15 protein-coding genes are annotated in these 15,952 nt (G+C 61.0%); 14 read left to right on the top strand and 1 reads right to left on the bottom strand.

Annotation, left to right across the window (positions count from 1 at the left end; genetic code table 11):
- Positions 1 to 2 precede the first annotated feature (2 nt).
- From AC1DPR_RS23545 to AC1DPR_RS23480, 14 genes are all read left to right on the top strand, one after another.
- Positions 3 to 782: a succinate dehydrogenase iron-sulfur subunit gene (locus AC1DPR_RS23545; RefSeq protein WP_018855754.1), complete on the top strand. Its 780-nt coding sequence runs from the start codon at positions 3 to 5 to the stop codon at positions 780 to 782.
- Positions 783 to 1,005: 223 nt separating this feature from the next.
- Entirely contained in the window at positions 1,006 to 1,515 is a 510-nt protein-coding gene (locus AC1DPR_RS23540; protein ID WP_026371592.1) for a protease inhibitor Inh/omp19 family protein, read from the top strand.
- Between the two features lie 48 nt (positions 1,516 to 1,563).
- The gene (gene zapE / locus AC1DPR_RS23535) at positions 1,564 to 2,727 is read left to right on the top strand and encodes a cell division protein ZapE (RefSeq protein WP_018855752.1); all 1,164 of its coding nucleotides are present in this window, start codon (positions 1,564 to 1,566) and stop codon (positions 2,725 to 2,727) included.
- A 179-nt stretch (positions 2,728 to 2,906) separates the two neighbouring features.
- Entirely contained in the window at positions 2,907 to 3,869 is a 963-nt protein-coding gene (gene mdh, locus AC1DPR_RS23530; RefSeq protein ID WP_112655582.1) for a malate dehydrogenase, read from the top strand.
- Between the two features lie 40 nt (positions 3,870 to 3,909).
- Positions 3,910 to 5,103 carry an ADP-forming succinate--CoA ligase subunit beta gene (gene sucC, locus AC1DPR_RS23525; protein WP_018855750.1) on the top strand — a complete coding sequence of 398 codons (1,194 nt, stop codon included), beginning with the start codon at positions 3,910 to 3,912 and terminating at the stop codon, positions 5,101 to 5,103.
- Positions 5,104 to 5,121: 18 nt separating this feature from the next.
- Complete coding sequence (sucD, locus tag AC1DPR_RS23520) at positions 5,122 to 6,027, top strand: succinate--CoA ligase subunit alpha (RefSeq protein WP_112655586.1); 906 nt, start codon at positions 5,122 to 5,124, stop codon at positions 6,025 to 6,027.
- 161 nt (positions 6,028 to 6,188) lie between these two features.
- Entirely contained in the window at positions 6,189 to 9,173 is a 2,985-nt protein-coding gene (locus tag AC1DPR_RS23515; RefSeq protein ID WP_018855748.1) for a 2-oxoglutarate dehydrogenase E1 component, read from the top strand.
- Between the two features lie 12 nt (positions 9,174 to 9,185).
- Entirely contained in the window at positions 9,186 to 9,503 is a 318-nt protein-coding gene (locus tag AC1DPR_RS23510; protein WP_026371591.1) for a YciI family protein, read from the top strand.
- 29 nt (positions 9,504 to 9,532) lie between these two features.
- Entirely contained in the window at positions 9,533 to 10,771 is a 1,239-nt protein-coding gene (gene odhB, locus AC1DPR_RS23505; RefSeq protein ID WP_477817243.1) for a 2-oxoglutarate dehydrogenase complex dihydrolipoyllysine-residue succinyltransferase, read from the top strand.
- 51 nt (positions 10,772 to 10,822) lie between these two features.
- Positions 10,823 to 11,374, top strand: a complete 552-nt coding sequence (locus tag AC1DPR_RS23500) for a hypothetical protein (protein WP_026371590.1) — start codon at positions 10,823 to 10,825, stop codon at positions 11,372 to 11,374.
- Positions 11,371 to 12,123 carry an SDR family oxidoreductase gene (locus AC1DPR_RS23495; RefSeq protein WP_018855744.1) on the top strand — a complete coding sequence of 251 codons (753 nt, stop codon included), beginning with the start codon at positions 11,371 to 11,373 and terminating at the stop codon, positions 12,121 to 12,123. The genes AC1DPR_RS23500 and AC1DPR_RS23495 overlap by 4 nt, the downstream gene beginning before the upstream one ends.
- 20 nt (positions 12,124 to 12,143) lie before the next feature.
- The gene (locus AC1DPR_RS23490) at positions 12,144 to 12,782 is read left to right on the top strand and encodes a LysE family translocator (RefSeq protein WP_018855743.1); all 639 of its coding nucleotides are present in this window, start codon (positions 12,144 to 12,146) and stop codon (positions 12,780 to 12,782) included.
- 26 nt (positions 12,783 to 12,808) lie between these two features.
- A complete protein-coding gene (gene lpdA / locus AC1DPR_RS23485; RefSeq protein ID WP_018855742.1) occupies positions 12,809 to 14,215 on the top strand; it encodes a dihydrolipoyl dehydrogenase in 1,407 nt (468 codons plus the stop codon).
- A gap of 96 nt (positions 14,216 to 14,311) precedes the next feature.
- Positions 14,312 to 14,815 carry a cytochrome b gene (locus tag AC1DPR_RS23480; RefSeq protein WP_026371589.1) on the top strand — a complete coding sequence of 168 codons (504 nt, stop codon included), beginning with the start codon at positions 14,312 to 14,314 and terminating at the stop codon, positions 14,813 to 14,815.
- Here the strand turns inward: AC1DPR_RS23480 and AC1DPR_RS23475 are convergent.
- Positions 14,812 to 15,891 (bottom strand): TraB/GumN family protein, encoded by a 1,080-nt coding sequence (locus AC1DPR_RS23475; RefSeq protein ID WP_018855740.1) that lies wholly within the window; start codon positions 15,889 to 15,891, stop codon positions 14,812 to 14,814. The two genes, AC1DPR_RS23480 and AC1DPR_RS23475, sit on opposite strands and share 4 nt — an antisense overlap.
- Positions 15,892 to 15,952: the final 61 nt, after the last annotated feature.

Raw genomic sequence — 15,952 nt, 5'->3', positions numbered from 1 at the left:
ACATGGTTGAACTCGCTCTTCCCAAGAACTCCCAGATCCGCGAAGGCAAGGTATGGCCGAAGCCAGCGGGCGCGAAGAACACTCGCGAATTCCGCGTCTACCGCTGGAGCCCGGATGACGGACAGAACCCGTCGATCGACACCTTCTATATCGATGTCGACGATTGCGGTCCGATGGTGCTCGACGGTCTGCTCTACATCAAGAACAAAATCGACCCGACGCTGACGCTGCGCCGTTCCTGTCGTGAGGGCATCTGCGGCTCCTGCGCGATGAACATCGACGGCACGAATACGCTCGCCTGCACCAAGGGTCTCGACGACATCAAGGGCGCGGTGAAGATCTATCCGCTGCCGCATCTGCCTGTCGTCAAGGACCTGGTCCCGGATCTCACCAACTTCTATGCCCAGCACCGCTCGATCGAGCCATGGCTGAAGACGGTTTCGCCGACGCCGGCCAAGGAATGGAAGCAGAGCCATGAGGACCGCCAGAAGCTCGACGGCCTCTACGAGTGCATTCTCTGCGCTTGCTGCTCGACTTCCTGTCCGAGCTACTGGTGGAACGGCGACCGCTACCTCGGTCCGGCCGTTCTCCTGCAGGCTTACCGCTGGCTGATCGACAGCCGCGACGAAGCGACCGGCGAGCGTCTCGACAATCTCGAGGATCCGTTCCGTCTCTATCGCTGCCACACGATCATGAACTGCGCGCAGACCTGCCCGAAGGGCCTGAACCCCGCCAAGGCAATCGCCGAAATCAAGAAGATGATGGTCGAGCGTCGTGTTTGATCAATCCAGCAAAAGGGCCGCGGATGCGGCCCTTTTCTTTATCCGCTCGCGAAGCCTTAATCTGTCCGGGATTGCGCCAAATTTGTCTCGGCGTTACGGCGTTGCTCCCACATCGACACAATTTCTCCTCGCGCTGGCTTGATTCAGTACAGCCTTTCAAGATAATTCCGCCGTGATTGCGCGGCAACTTCAGGGCAATACTGGAAAAATCAGGAGTATGATGATGCAGTTCAGACATATGGCGACAGGTCTCGTGGTTATTCTGTCGTTAGCTGGCTGCCAGCGCACCGCCTATGACAATGCAAGCTTTAGCCAGCCGGCGCCGCTGACGGCCCAGCCGGTTCCTTCGGTTCAGGGCGGACAGCTTCCGCCGCCTTCCGGTGCTTCCCAATTCCCGGCCGCTCCAACGGCCACGGCGCCAGTCGCCGGCGGCCAGCCCGGCGCGATGGCTGCGAATGCGATGGATGTCACGAAGGAATCGATGGTCGGCAGCTGGCGCGTCAACGGCTCCTGCGACATGTTCCTGACGCTCACCAATCTCGGCAGCGGCTCGCGTGGCGGTACGCGCGGCTGCGTCGGCGAACTGACGGCGATGGGCTCCTGGGAAGTTTCAGGCAAGCAGGTTATCCTGAAGGACCGCAGCGGCAACCAGATCGGCAGCGTCTACAAGACCGCCGACAACGCTTTCAGCGGCCAGACCAATACCGGTCAGCCGATCAGCCTCAGCCGTTAAAAGATCCGGCGGCGAAGGCCGCCGATCCTGCATAGGCGGACCTCCTTTATGCAACCCATGCCAGACTACACCCTGAGCGTCAGTGAACAATTGAAGTCGCTGACGGCTTCGGGCGCGCTTCAAATCGATTCAGCCCAGATGCACGTGGCGAAATGCCTGGATCGGGTACTGTCGGGGTTGAAGCAGCGGCGGCCGGCGGCAAAGGCAAGCGCTCTCGGCTGGTTGTTCGCCAACAAGAAGAAGCCGGCGGAAGCAGTCAAGGGACTCTACATTCATGGCAGCGTCGGCCGCGGCAAGACGATGCTGATGGATATGTTCTTCGGCATGGCGCCTTGCGCGAAGAAGCGGCGCGCGCACTTCCACGAATTCATGGCCGACGTGCACAACCGCATCGCGGCACACCGGCTGAAGCTCAAGCAGGGCGAGACCAAGCAGGCCGATCCCATTCCGGTCGTTGCTGCTGCCCTCTATGACGAAGCCGAACTGCTGTGCTTCGATGAGTTTACCGTGACTGACATCGCCGACGCGATGATCCTGTCGCGGCTGTTTTCCGAACTTTTCCGGCGCGGGTGCCTGCTGGTCGCGACCTCCAATGTCGAGCCCAACAACCTCTACAAGGACGGCCTCAATCGGAGCTTGTTCCTGCCCTTCGTCGATCTCCTGAAGCAGAACGTCGAGATCGTGACACTGGACTCGCCGACTGACTACCGGATGGAGAAGCTCGACAGCCAGCCGGTCTATCTGACGCCGATCGATAACCGGACCGACATGGCCATGGATGCATCCTGGATGCAGGCGCTTCACGGCCGAAAGGCGCAGCCGCTGGAGATTCCGATGAAGGGGCGGTCGATCCACGTGCCGCTGGCAGTTGATCGGCTGGCGCGGTTTTCGTTCGCTGATCTCTGTGAAAAGCCGTTGGGTGCCGCGGACTTTCTGGCCATTGCCGAACGTTTCGACGCCATCTTCATCGATCACGTGCCGCTGCTGGCGCCAGACAAGCGAAACCAGATCAAGCGCTTCATCATCCTGATCGATACACTTTACGATCATGCGGTACGGCTCTATGTCTCCGCTGCGGCGATGCCTGAAAACTTGCTGACACAGGCGCGTGGTACCGAAGGCTTCGAATTCGATCGTACTGTCTCGCGACTTTTCGAAATGCGCAGTTTGGAATATCTTGCATTGCATCACGAGCGGCGGGCCGCGGAGTAACGTTCTGGCGACAAATAATCTTACGTTTACGTAAGAATTTTATGATCTAAACGATTGAAATTCCTTGCTCAAAAATAATCATTTGCCATTTTTTGGCTTTGGAGCTATGCGATTGCGGCATTGGGCGATGCCCCTCCGCGCGTCGCCTGACGAATTTTGATCGCAAAGGAAACAGCGAAATGGCGCGTAACAAGATCGCACTCATTGGTTCTGGCATGATTGGTGGCACGCTGGCGCATCTCGCCGGCCTGAAGGAACTGGGTGACATCGTTCTCTTCGATATCGCCGACGGCATTCCTCAGGGTAAGGGCCTCGACATCGCTCAGTCCTCTCCGGTCGAGGGCTTCGACGCCAACCTGACGGGCGCCAGCGACTATTCGGCGATCGAGGGTGCTGATGTCTGCATCGTCACCGCCGGTGTGCCGCGCAAGCCGGGCATGAGCCGCGACGACCTTCTCGGCATCAACCTCAAGGTCATGGAACAGGTCGGCGCCGGCATCAAGAAGTATGCCCCGAACGCTTTCGTCATCTGCATCACCAATCCGCTCGACGCGATGGTCTGGGCGCTGCAGAAGTTCTCCGGCCTTCCGGCCAACAAGGTCGTCGGTATGGCCGGCGTTCTCGACTCGTCGCGCTTCCGCCTGTTCCTGTCCCAGGAATTCAACGTTTCCGTACAGGACGTTACGGCATTCGTTCTCGGCGGCCATGGCGACACGATGGTGCCGCTCGCCCGCTATTCGACGGTTGGCGGTATTCCGCTGACGGATCTCGTCACGATGGGTTGGGTCACCAAGGAACGCCTCGAAGAAATCATCCAGCGTACCCGTGACGGGGGTGCCGAAATCGTCGGCCTGCTGAAGACCGGCTCGGCCTACTATGCGCCGGCTGCTTCCGCGATCGAAATGGCCGAGTCCTACCTCAAGGACAAGAAGCGCGTCCTGCCTTGCGCAGCACAGCTGACTGGCCAGTACGGCGTCAAGGACATGTATGTCGGCGTTCCCACTGTTATCGGTGCCGGCGGCGTCGAGCGCGTCATCGAGATCGACCTCAACAAGGCCGAAAAGGAAGCCTTCGACAAGTCGGTCGCTGCTGTCGCCGGTCTTTGCGAAGCCTGCATCAACATTGCGCCTGCGCTGAAGTAATCAGACCGCGCGCTGACGCAATCCAAACAGGAATAGATCCATGAATATTCATGAATATCAGGCCAAGGCTCTGCTGAAGGGCTATGGCGCGCCGGTCGCAAAAGGTGTGGCGATCCTCAAGGTCGAGGAAGCCGAAGCTGCCGCCAAGTCGCTTCCGGGCCCGCTTTATGTGGTCAAGAGCCAGATCCATGCCGGCGGCCGCGGCAAGGGCAAGTTCAAGGAACTCGGCGCCGACGCCAAGGGCGGTGTTCGTCTCGCCAAGTCGATCGACGAAGTCGTTGCTCACGCCAAGGAAATGCTCGGCAACACGCTGGTAACGGCGCAGACGGGCGAAGCTGGCAAGCAGGTCAACCGCCTCTACATCGAAGACGGCGCCGATATTGCCCGCGAACTCTATTGCTCGCTGCTGGTCGACCGCTCGGTTGGCCGCGTTGCCTTCGTCGTCTCGACCGAAGGCGGCATGGACATCGAGGCTGTCGCTCACGATACGCCCGAGAAGATCCACACGATCGCTATCGATCCGGAAGCCGGCGTCACCGCGGCTGACGTTGCTGCGATCTCCAAGGCTCTCGAACTGACCGGCGCCGCCGCCGAAGACGCCAAGTCGCTGTTTCCGGCGCTCTACAAGGCATTCGGCGAGAAGGACATGGCTCTCCTCGAGGTCAACCCGCTGATCGTCATGAAGGATGGCCACCTGCGCGTTCTCGACGCCAAGATGTCATTCGACGGCAATGCGCTGTTCCGCCACGACGACGTCAAGGCGCTGCGCGACGAGACCGAGGAAGACGCCAAGGAAATCGAGGCCTCGAAGTGGGATCTCGCCTACGTAGCCCTCGACGGCAACATTGGCTGCATGGTCAACGGCGCCGGTCTCGCCATGGCGACGATGGACATCATCAAGCTCTACGGCAAGGAGCCGGCAAACTTCTGCGACGTCGGCGGTGGCGCCGGCAAGGAGAAGGTCGCTGCAGCCTTCAAGATCATTACGGCTGACCCGAAGGTCGAGGGCATCCTCGTCAACATCTTCGGCGGCATCATGCGTTGCGACGTCATCGCCGAAGGCGTTGTCGCAGCTGTGCAGGAAGTCGGTCTGAAGGTTCCGCTCGTCGTTCGCCTCGAAGGCACCAACGTCGAACTCGGCAAGAAAATCCTCAACGAGTCGGGTCTGGCGATTACGGCTGCCGACGATCTCGACGACGCGGCGAAGAAGATCGTCGCGGCGATCAAGGCCTAATCCGGAAGGACCGAAAGAATGTCTATTCTCGTCAACAAAGACACCAAGGTTCTCGTTCAGGGCCTGACCGGCAAGACCGGTACCTTCCACACCGAACAGGCGCTTGCTTACTACGGTACCAAGATGGTCGGCGGTATTCACCCGAAGAAGGGTGGCGAAACCTGGTCGTCGGGCGTCGACGGTACCTCGCTGCCGATCTTCGCAAGCGTTGCCGAAGCCAAGGAACGGACCGGCGCCGATGCGACCGTGATCTACGTCCCGCCGGCCGGTGCTGCTGATGCGATCATCGAGGCGATCGAGGCCGAAATCCCGTTCATCACCTGCATCACCGAGGGCATCCCGGTCATGGATATGGTGCGCGTCAAGGCCAAGCTCGACAAGTCGAAGTCACGCCTGCTCGGACCGAACTGCCCGGGCATCCTGACGCCGGAAGAGTGCAAGATCGGCATCATGCCGGGCTCGATCTTCCGCAAGGGTTCGGTCGGCATCGTTTCCCGTTCAGGCACGCTGACCTACGAAGCGGTGTTCCAGACATCCAACGAAGGCCTCGGCCAGACGACGGCTGTCGGTATCGGCGGCGACCCGGTCAAGGGCACCGAGTTCATCGACGTGCTGGAAATGTTCCTGGCCGATGAAGCCACGACCTCGATCATCATGATCGGCGAAATCGGCGGCTCGGCTGAAGAAGACGCGGCCCAGTTCCTGATCGACGAAGCCAAGAAGGGCCGCAAGAAGCCGATGGCCGGATTCATCGCGGGCCGTACGGCTCCGAAGGGCCGCACCATGGGTCATGCCGGTGCTGTCGTTTCCGGCGGCAAGGGCGACGCGGAATCGAAGATCGCGGCCATGGAATCGGCTGGCATCAAGGTTTCGCCTTCGCCGGCGCGCCTCGGCAAGACGCTGGTTGAAGTCCTCAAGGGCTAATCCAATCTATAACCCGGGCAACGGTTTTCGCCGCTTGCCCGGGTCTCGACTTTGAAATGGAATGAGCCGCGGACAGGCGGCTATCGACAGATGCGGCAAGCCGGTCGAGTATCCGGCGGAATCACAAGTCAGGAGGCGGACGAAAGCGTCCGCGTGCAATCATGGCACGGCAAGAAGCCAACGAGCAGTTTCAGATTACCTCGTTCCTGGATGGCGCCAATGCTGCCTATATCGAGCAGCTCTATGCGCGCTATGAAGAAGACCCGAGCTCGGTCAACGAGGAATGGCGGTCCTTCTTCAAGGCTCTGGAAGACAATCCGGAAGATGTGAAAAAGGCGGCCAAGGGTGCATCCTGGCGCAAGACGAACTGGCCCCTGCAGCCGAAGAGCGATCTCGTTTCGGCGCTCGACGGCGATTGGGGCACTGTTGAAAAGATCATCGAGACCAAGGTCAAGGGCAAGGCGGAAGCATCAGGCAAGCCGACCGAAGGTGCCGACATCCTGCAGGCGACCCGCGACTCCGTCCGCGCCATCATGATGATCCGCGCCTATCGCATGCGCGGCCACCTGCATGCCAAGCTCGATCCGCTCGGGATCGCAGCACCCGTCGAAGACTACAAGGAACTGTCGCCCGAAGCTTACGGTTTCACGCAGGCCGACTATTCCCGCAAGATCTTCATCGACAACGTTCTCGGCCTCGAATACGCCACCCTTCCCGAGATGATCGAGATCCTCGAGCGCACCTACTGCTCGACCCTCGGCGTCGAATTCATGCATATTTCCAATCCGGAAGAAAAAGCCTGGATCCAGGAGCGCATCGAAGGTCCGGACAAGGGCGTTGCCTTCACCCCGGAAGGCAAGAAGGCGATCCTTGCCAAGCTGGTCGAGGCCGAAGGCTACGAGCAGTTCCTCGACGTGAAGTTCAAGGGCACCAAGCGCTTTGGTCTCGATGGTGGCGAATCGCTCATCCCGGCGCTGGAGCAGATCCTGAAGCGCGGCGGCCACCTCGGCCTTCGTGAAGCCGTGTTCGGTATGGCCCATCGCGGTCGTCTGAATGTGCTTTCGCAAGTCATGGGCAAGCCGCATCGCGCGATTTTCCACGAATTCAAGGGCGGTTCCTACGCGCCTGACGAAGTCGAAGGTTCCGGCGACGTCAAGTACCACCTCGGCGCCTCCTCCGACCGCGAGTTCGACGGCAACAAGGTCCACGTCTCGCTGACGGCCAATCCGTCGCACCTTGAAATCGTTGACCCCGTCGTCATGGGCAAGGCTCGCGCCAAGCAGGACATGGGCGCCACCGTCTGGGACGGCGATACCATTCCGCTGTCGGAGCGCGCCAAGGTTCTGCCGCTGCTGATCCACGGCGACGCGGCGTTTGCCGGCCAGGGCGTGATTGCCGAAATCCTCGGCCTGTCGGGCCTGCGCGGTCACCGCGTTGCCGGCACGATGCACGTCATCATCAACAACCAGATCGGCTTCACCACCAACCCGGCCTTCTCGCGTTCGTCGCCCTATCCGTCCGACGTCGCCAAGATGATCGAAGCGCCGATCTTCCACGTCAACGGCGACGATCCGGAAGCAGTTGTCTATGCTGCCAAGATCGCCATGGAATTCCGCATGAAGTTCCACAAGCCCGTTGTGGTCGACATGTTCTGCTATCGTCGCTACGGCCACAATGAAGGCGATGAGCCGTCCTTCACTCAGCCGAAGATGTACAAGGTCATCCGCGCCCACAAGACGGTGCTGCAGATCTATGCGGATCGCCTCGTTGCCGAAGGCCTGCTGACCGATGGCGACGTCGAGAAGATGAAGGCTGACTGGCGCGCGCATCTCGAGCAGGAGTTCGACGCCGGGCAGAGCTACAAGCCGAACAAGGCCGATTGGCTGGATGGCGAGTGGTCGGGCCTGCGCACGGCTGACAACGCCGACGAACAGCGCCGCGGCAAGACCGCCGTTCCGATGAAGACGCTCAAGGATATCGGCCGCAAGCTTTCGGAAATTCCGCAAGGCTTCCATGCACACCGCACGATCCAGCGCTTCATGGAAAACCGCGCCAACATGATCCAGACGGGCGAGAATCTCGACTGGGCGATGGCCGAGGCGCTTGCCTTCGGTTCGCTTGTTGTCGAAGGCCACAAGATCCGCCTTTCCGGTCAGGATTGCGAGCGCGGTACCTTCTCGCAGCGTCATTCGGTTCTCTACGATCAGGAGACGGAAGAGCGCTACATCCCGCTGGCGAACCTGTCGTCCAACCAGGCTCGCTACGAAGTCATCAACTCGATGCTTTCGGAAGAAGCGGTGCTCGGCTTCGAATACGGCTATTCGCTGGCTCGCCCGAATGCGCTGACCCTTTGGGAAGCCCAGTTCGGTGACTTCGCCAACGGTGCGCAGGTCGTCTTCGACCAGTTCGTCTCCTCGGGCGAACGCAAGTGGCTGCGCATGTCGGGTCTCGTCTGCCTGCTGCCGCATGGCTACGAAGGCCAGGGTCCGGAGCACTCCTCGGCCCGCCTCGAGCGCTTCCTGCAGCTTTGCGCCGAGGACAACATGCAGGTTGCCAACGTCACGACGCCGGCGAACTACTTCCACATCCTGCGCCGTCAGCTGAAGCGCGACTTCCGCAAGCCGCTCGTGCTGATGACGCCGAAGTCCCTGCTGCGTCACAAGCGGGCTGTTTCCAGCCTTGCCGAACTCGCTGGCGAGTCTTCCTTCCATCGCCTCCTCTGGGACGATGCGGAGGTCATCAAGGACGGCCCGATCAAACTGCAGAAGGATGCGAAGATCCGCCGCGTGGTCATGTGCACCGGCAAGGTCTACTACGACCTTCTGGAAGAGCGCGAAAAGCGCGGCATCGACGACATCTACCTGCTGCGCGTCGAACAGCTCTATCCGTTCCCGGCAAAGGCGCTCATCAACGAGCTTTCCCGCTTCCGGAACGCCGAGATGGTCTGGTGCCAGGAAGAGCCGAAGAACATGGGCGCATGGTCGTTCATCGACCCGTATCTGGAGTGGGTGCTCGCCCACATCGATGCGAAGTACCAGCGCGTCCGTTACACCGGCCGTCCGGCTGCCGCTTCGCCGGCAACGGGTCTGATGTCCAAGCATCTGTCGCAGCTCGCCGCATTCCTCGAGGATGCGCTGGGCGGTTAAGGGATCGGGGCGATGGCATATTTCTTCTTCAGACTTGTGCCGCCTCGCCCCCGTTTCCCCTACGACGCGACCGGGGAGGAAATGGCCGCGATGAAGCGCCATGCCGCCTACTGGCACCAGAACGCGGAACAGGGATCGGCGATCGCCGTCGGTCCCGTCTTCGAAGGTGAAGGAGGCTGGGGCATGGCAGTCGTCTCGGTGGAGGATCAGCAGGCAGCGCAAGCGCTTGCCGATGCCGATCCGATCATCCAGTCCGGTTACGGTTTTCGCTTCGACATATTGCCAATGCCCTCGATCATTCTCCGGCCGTCAGGAGCCGGAAACGAATAAACGAACACAAGCAAATCAGGATTTGAACAATGGCCACAGAAATCCGCGTTCCAACTCTCGGTGAATCCGTCAGCGAGGCAACCGTCGGTACCTGGTTCAAGAAGGTCGGCGATGCCATCAAGGCCGACGAACCGATTCTCGAGCTTGAAACCGACAAGGTGACCATCGAAGTGCCCGCACCGGCTTCCGGTACGCTGTCCGAGATTGTCGCCCAGGCTGGCGAAACCGTCGGTCTCGGCGCGCTGCTCGGCCAGATCGCCGCAGGCGCTGGTGCCGCCGCCGCCCCGGCTGCTGCTGCTCCCGCCGCCGCCCCGGCAAAGGTAGCCGAACCGGCTGTCGCTGCCGCCGCTGCTCCGGCAGCTGCTGCTTCCGCGATGCCGCCGGCACCGGCTGCCGCCAAGATGCTCGCCGAAAACAACCTGTCGGCCGATCAGATCGACGGCAGCGGCAAGCGTGGCCAGGTTCTGAAGGGCGACGTGATCGCTGCTGTTGCCAAGGGCATCTCCGCCCCGGCTGCCGCTCCTGCCGTTCCGGCTGCCGCCCGCGGCCCGTCGACTGTCGAGGATGCGGCTCGCGAAGAGCGCGTGAAGATGACGCGCCTGCGCCAGACGATCGCCAAGCGCCTGAAGGACGCACAGAACACGGCTGCCATGCTGACCACCTACAACGAGGTGGACATGAAGGCTGTCATGGACCTGCGCGCCAAGTACAAGGACGTCTTCGAAAAGAAGCATGGCGTGAAGCTCGGCTTCATGGGCTTCTTCACCAAGGCTATCACCCACGCGCTGAAGGAACTTCCGGCTGTTAACGCCGAGATCGACGGCACCGACATCATCTACAAGAACTTCTGCCACATCGGCATGGCCGTCGGCACGGACAAGGGCCTCGTCGTCCCTGTCATCCGCGACGCGGACCAGATGTCGATCGCTGAAGTCGAAAAGGAACTGGCGCGTCTCGCAAAGGCTGCGCGCGATGGCTCGCTCTCGATGGCCGACATGCAGGGCGGCACCTTCACGATCACCAATGGCGGCGTTTACGGCTCGCTGATGTCCTCGCCGATCCTGAACGCGCCGCAATCCGGCATCCTCGGCATGCATAAGATCCAGGACCGTCCGGTCGTCGTTGGCGGCCAGATCGTCATCCGTCCGATGATGTATCTCGCGCTCTCCTACGACCACCGTATCGTCGACGGCAAGGAAGCCGTGACCTTCCTCGTCCGCGTCAAGGAAAGCCTGGAAGATCCGGAGCGCCTGGTTCTCGATCTCTAAGCATTCGACTGGGCCGCGTGAGCGGCCCTTTCCACCTCAGCGGGGCGCGCAATGTCGCTGGCAATCTCCACAGGGCGTATGACCGGGATGCCTCCCTTTGCCAAGGGTAGGGTCTGGGCGTCGCTCGCGTTTTTGCTGGCGCTGCCTGCGACTGCTTTTGGTGCTCCCGATTGCACGCAGGCAAGTGCCGTCTATGCCGACCGCGACGGCGCCTACGAGCTTCGCTTTACGCCGATCAATTCGGAAGCAGCCGCTGCCAGAAACCGGTTCACGCTAAAGGTTCTCAAAACTTCGATCGAGCTGGACGGCTATGTGATGCCGTCCGACGATCCGGAACGCGCCGTCGGTATCCTGATGTTCAACTGCCCTGGCGGCGACGTGACGGGCGCCGATCTGGATGCCTGCACGATCTGGCGGGGCACGGTCTATAGCGTAAACGCCAAGGGCGAAATCGACAATCTGCAGTCCGAAGCCGCGGCAGCCACCGAGAATATCTTTCTGCCGGGTCTCGGCCCGGCGATCCGGCAATCGCAGATATGGGGCAACGACAAGGCGACGGTTGCGCCGTGGGATGTCCTGGCATTCGAGGAGTGCGCGAAATGACACAACGACCCGTCCTTCTCGTTACCGGCGGGAGCCGAGGCATCGGTGCGGCGGTCTGCCGTCTCGCTGCCCGCCAGGGCTGGGACGTCGCCGTGAACTACGCCGCGAACCGCGCCGCTGCCGATGCTATCGTCTCCGAGGTCAAGGCAGAGGGTGGCGACGCCATCGCCATCAAGGGCGATGTCGGCAGCGCGCAGGATATCGTTTCGATGTTTCAGGCCGTCGACAGGCATTTCGGACGGCTGGACGGGCTGGTCAACAATGCCGGCATCGTCGATGCCAAGCAGCGCGTCGACGAGATGAGCGTCGAGCGGCTTGAACGGATGATGCGTGTCAACGTGACCGGTTCGATCCTCTGCGCGGCCGAGGCCGTTCGCCGCATGTCGTCGAACCACGGCGGCAAGGGCGGGGCGATCGTCAACATTTCGTCAATGGCAGCGGTGCTGGGCTCGGCCTCGCAGTATGTCGACTACGCTGCCTCGAAGGCCGCGATCGATACGTTCACCGTGGGCCTGTCCCGCGAGGTGGCGAATGAGGGCGTGCGTGTGAACGCTATCCGTCCCGGCGTCATTGATACCGACATTCATGCATCCGGCGGCCTGCCGAACCGCGCACGCGACCTCGCACCGAGCATTCCGATGCAGCGGCCCGGCACGGCAGAGGAGATAGCCGATGCGGTCCTCTACCTTCTCTCGCCGACGGCTTCCTATATAACGGGCGCCATACTCAACGTCAGCGGCGGCCGTTAGGGCACGGAGACCATATCGCCATGCAATACTTCTTGGAATTTCTCGGCCTCATGGCCGTCTTTTCGATCTTCATCGTCGTACCGGGCGCCGACTTTGCGGTCATCCTGCGCCAGAGCATCGTGCACGGGCGCCGTGCCGCCATGATGACCGGCCTCGGCATGGGCTTCTCGCTGCTCTTTCACATCAGCTACACGATCCTCGGCCTTGGCCTGATCGTCTCCAAATCGCTGATGCTGTTTGCCATGATCAAATGGGCCGGCGTCGCCTATCTCGTCTACCTCGGCATCAAGTCCTTCCGCGAGCCGGGCTTCAACGTGAATGAGATCGAGGTGACGGACGAAGACCGCGCGCCGATCTCGGCGCTGAAATGCCTCGGCATGGGCTTCATCACCAACGCGCTCAATCCGAAGCCGGTCCTGTTCTTCCTGTCCCTCTTCTCGACGCTGGTGCATCACGATACCCCGGCGCTGATCCAGTTCAGCTACGGCATCGGAATGGCCACCGCACTCGTCGCCTGGTTCGCCGGCGTCTCCACTTTCTTCACCGTAAAGCCCATTCGCGACCGCTTCATCGCAAGCGGCAGATGGTTCAACCGTATCACCGGCGCCGCACTGGTCGGCTTCGGTTTCCGCCTCGCGCTCGCCCGCGCGGCTGACTAAGCAAATAACGAAAAGGAAAAGAAACAATGTCCTACGATGTGATCGTTATCGGAACCGGCCCTGGCGGCTACGTCGCTGCCATCAAGGCAGCCCAGCTCGGCCTCAAGGTCGCTGTCGTTGAAAAGCGCGCAACGTTCGGCGGCACGTGCCTGAACGTCGGCTGCATCCCGTCCAAGGCGCTGCTGCATGCCTCCGAAATGTTCCATCAGGCTGGCCACGGCATGGACGCGCTCGGCATCGAGGTCGCTGCTCCGAAGCTGAACCTCGGAAAGATGCTGGCGCACAAGGATGCGACGGTAAAGGCCAACGTCGATGGCGTTGCCTTCCTCTTCAAGAAGAACAAGATCGATGCATTCCAGGGGACCGGCAAGATCGTATCGGCTGGCAAGGTTTCCGTGACTGCCGAAGACGGCAAGGTCCAGGAAATCGAAGGCAAGAACATTGTCATCGCGACCGGCTCCGACGTGGCAGGCATTCCGGGCGTGAAGGTCGATCTCGACGAGAAGGTGATCATTTCCTCAACGGGCGCGATCGCGCTTGAGAAGGTGCCGGAAACGATGATCGTCGTCGGTGGTGGCGTCATCGGTCTCGAGCTCGGTTCCGTCTGGTTGCGCCTCGGCGCCAAGGTCACCGTCGTCGAATATCTCGACACGATTCTCGGCGGCATGGATGGCGAAGTCTCCAAACAGTTCCAGCGCATGCTCGCCAAGCAGGGTGTCACCATCAACCTTAGCTCCAAGGTGACGGGCGTTGAGAAGGGCGGCAAGGGTGCCAAGGTTACCTTCGAGCCGGTCAAGGGTGGCGATGCACAGACGCTCGACGCCGAAGTCGTTCTGATCGCGACTGGCCGCACGCCATACATAGCCGGCCTCGGTCTGGAAGAAGCAGGCGTTAAGCTCGACAATCGTGGCCGCGTCGAGATCGACGGACACTTCCGTACCAACGTGCCTGGTATCTACGCGATCGGCGACGTGGTGAAGGGTCCGATGCTGGCTCACAAGGCTGAAGACGAAGGCGTGGCGCTCGCCGAAATCCTCGCCGGTCAACATGGCCATGTGAATTATGACGTCATCCCGAGCGTCGTCTACACGCAGCCGGAAGTCGCCTCCGTTGGCAAGACCGAGGAAGAGCTGAAGGCGGCAGGCATCGCCTACAAGGTCGGCAAGTTCCCCTTCACCGCGAACGGCCGAGCCCGCGCGATGCTGGCGACCGACGGTTTCGTGAAGATCCTCTCCGACAAGGAAACGGACCGCGTCCTCGGCGGCCATATCGTCGGCTTCGGCGCCGGCGAGATGATCCACGAGATCGCCGTTCTGATGGAGTTTGGTGGTTCCGCGGAAGATCTCGGCCGCACCTGCCACGCGCACCCGACCATGTCGGAAGCGGTTAAGGAAGCGGCTCTCGCCGCCTTCTTCAAGCCGATCCATATGTAATATTAAATTTTCGCAATATGGGATGGGCCGCTTGCTTCACAGCAGGCGGCCCATTTACCTTAGAACGGTTCTAATTGCTGTTTTGAGGATAGATACATGCCTACTGATTCTCGTGATGCATATAGCCTCCCACAGCGATTGCTGCATTGGGTCATGGCGCTCATGATCTTTTTCAACCTGCTCTTTCCGGATGGTATGAACGCTTGGAACCGGACGGTTCGTCATGGTGGCATCCCCTCGGCAGATCAGATCGCGTCTGCCAATGTGCATGCCTATGTCGGCATCGGCATTCTCGTTCTGGCAATCTTTCGCGTTTGCCTGCGCCTTATTCAGGGCGCGCCCGCTGAACCGGCGGCGGAGCCGAAGATATTCCGGATTGGCGCCAAGGTCGCGCATGCAGCGCTGTATCTGCTCATCTTCCTCCTGCCGCTGACCGGCATGATGGCTTACTATCTAGGGATCGATTTTTCCGGCGAGCTTCATGGCGGTATCCTCAAGGCAATCCTCTGGGCTTTGATCGCGGCGCATGTTGCCGGCGCGCTGGCCCACCAGTTCTACTGGAAGACCAATGTTCTCAGGCGCATGACCGTCGGGAGCTAGTTGACGGCCGTCACCGTGAAGCCCTGCTTGCGCAGCAGTTCGATGACGCCGCCTTCGCCGGGAAGATGGAGCGCGCCGACGGCCATGAAGACGTTGCCATTGGCAAGGATCGGGGCTGCTCGCTCGGCCATCACCTTGTTGCGGTCGAGAATGATGCGCTGTTCGAAGGCGGCATAGTCGCCGTCCTCATCCTCGCCGTCGGGCGAGACTGTCTTCAGCATCGGAATGGTCATGCCGATATCGCCGGAGAGGTAGAGATCGGTCATGGTTTCCACCACGTCGTTCATCTTGGAACCCAAGGCCAGCGTCTCGATCAGCGACTTCATGTGGAATTCGGTCGGCAGCTCGGCCATTGCCTGCAGCTGCTCGGCAAGCGTTTCCAGGCCCTTGACCTGCTTGCCCCCAGCAACGGCATCTGCGGCAATCTTCTGATCGAGGAACTGTACGCCCTTCGCCTTGCGGGCCATTTCGCAGCCGGGCAGGGCAACAACGCTTGATATCATCCAGGGGCGCATGCGCGAGACCGCGGCAAGTGGGATGCCGCGCTGCTTCAGGCCTTCCTCCAGACGAACGTAGTCGTCGTGAGACAGAAGCTGTTCAATCGTCGTCCCGTCCGTGAACATCATCAGTTCAGGCTTCATCAGCAGAGCGGCGGAAGCCTTCTTCTCGTCGAGGATCTCGTCGGATTCAATGACGATCGTGTCGGCAGCGTCATGGGCTGCCTGCGTGCGTGGTGGGAGTGTCAGCACGCGCGGATCGGTCACATGCATGCTGCCGAGCAGCCAGGACGGGGCTATCCCCGCCTTCTCGATCTTCCAGAAAATGCCCTTGCCGTTCGGCACGGCATCGGCCTCCTTCACCACTTCGGCGTAGCGGGCGGCATCGCTCTGCTTGAGATCGGTCAGGATATTGTGGCCGGTACAGGCATCCTCGTCGGCCGCTGCGGCGGGGGACACCGAGAACAGCGCAGCGATCAGGGTTGCCGCAAGCAGCATGTGAAAGGCGGCAATCAGCCAGAGCAGGAGATTGCTCGGCGATGCGATGTGCAGGCTGCGGTGGCCGATGGAGATCGTCATGATGGTGTTCCGGTCACTATGATCGCTAAGCCTACGCCCAGCGTGCGGATATTCCCTTAAG

The organism is Rhizobium sp. 01T417 (assembly GCF_056398905.1).
Note: the sequence above shows the minus strand (reverse complement) of the source record. Positions and strands in the feature narration are given on the sequence as shown.

Coding starts and splice junctions, on each gene's coding strand:
- AC1DPR_RS23545 (WP_018855754.1), top strand. CDS start 3: ATGGTTGAACTCGCTCTTCCCAAGAACTCCCAGATCCGCGAAGGCAAG.
- AC1DPR_RS23540 (WP_026371592.1), top strand. CDS start 1,006: ATGCAGTTCAGACATATGGCGACAGGTCTCGTGGTTATTCTGTCGTTA.
- zapE (WP_018855752.1), top strand. CDS start 1,564: ATGCAACCCATGCCAGACTACACCCTGAGCGTCAGTGAACAATTGAAG.
- mdh (WP_112655582.1), top strand. CDS start 2,907: ATGGCGCGTAACAAGATCGCACTCATTGGTTCTGGCATGATTGGTGGC.
- sucC (WP_018855750.1), top strand. CDS start 3,910: ATGAATATTCATGAATATCAGGCCAAGGCTCTGCTGAAGGGCTATGGC.
- sucD (WP_112655586.1), top strand. CDS start 5,122: ATGTCTATTCTCGTCAACAAAGACACCAAGGTTCTCGTTCAGGGCCTG.
- AC1DPR_RS23515 (WP_018855748.1), top strand. CDS start 6,189: ATGGCACGGCAAGAAGCCAACGAGCAGTTTCAGATTACCTCGTTCCTG.
- AC1DPR_RS23510 (WP_026371591.1), top strand. CDS start 9,186: ATGGCATATTTCTTCTTCAGACTTGTGCCGCCTCGCCCCCGTTTCCCC.
- odhB (WP_477817243.1), top strand. CDS start 9,533: ATGGCCACAGAAATCCGCGTTCCAACTCTCGGTGAATCCGTCAGCGAG.
- AC1DPR_RS23500 (WP_026371590.1), top strand. CDS start 10,823: ATGTCGCTGGCAATCTCCACAGGGCGTATGACCGGGATGCCTCCCTTT.
- AC1DPR_RS23495 (WP_018855744.1), top strand. CDS start 11,371: ATGACACAACGACCCGTCCTTCTCGTTACCGGCGGGAGCCGAGGCATC.
- AC1DPR_RS23490 (WP_018855743.1), top strand. CDS start 12,144: ATGCAATACTTCTTGGAATTTCTCGGCCTCATGGCCGTCTTTTCGATC.
- lpdA (WP_018855742.1), top strand. CDS start 12,809: ATGTCCTACGATGTGATCGTTATCGGAACCGGCCCTGGCGGCTACGTC.
- AC1DPR_RS23480 (WP_026371589.1), top strand. CDS start 14,312: ATGCCTACTGATTCTCGTGATGCATATAGCCTCCCACAGCGATTGCTG.
- AC1DPR_RS23475 (WP_018855740.1), bottom strand. CDS start 15,891: ATGACGATCTCCATCGGCCACCGCAGCCTGCACATCGCATCGCCGAGC.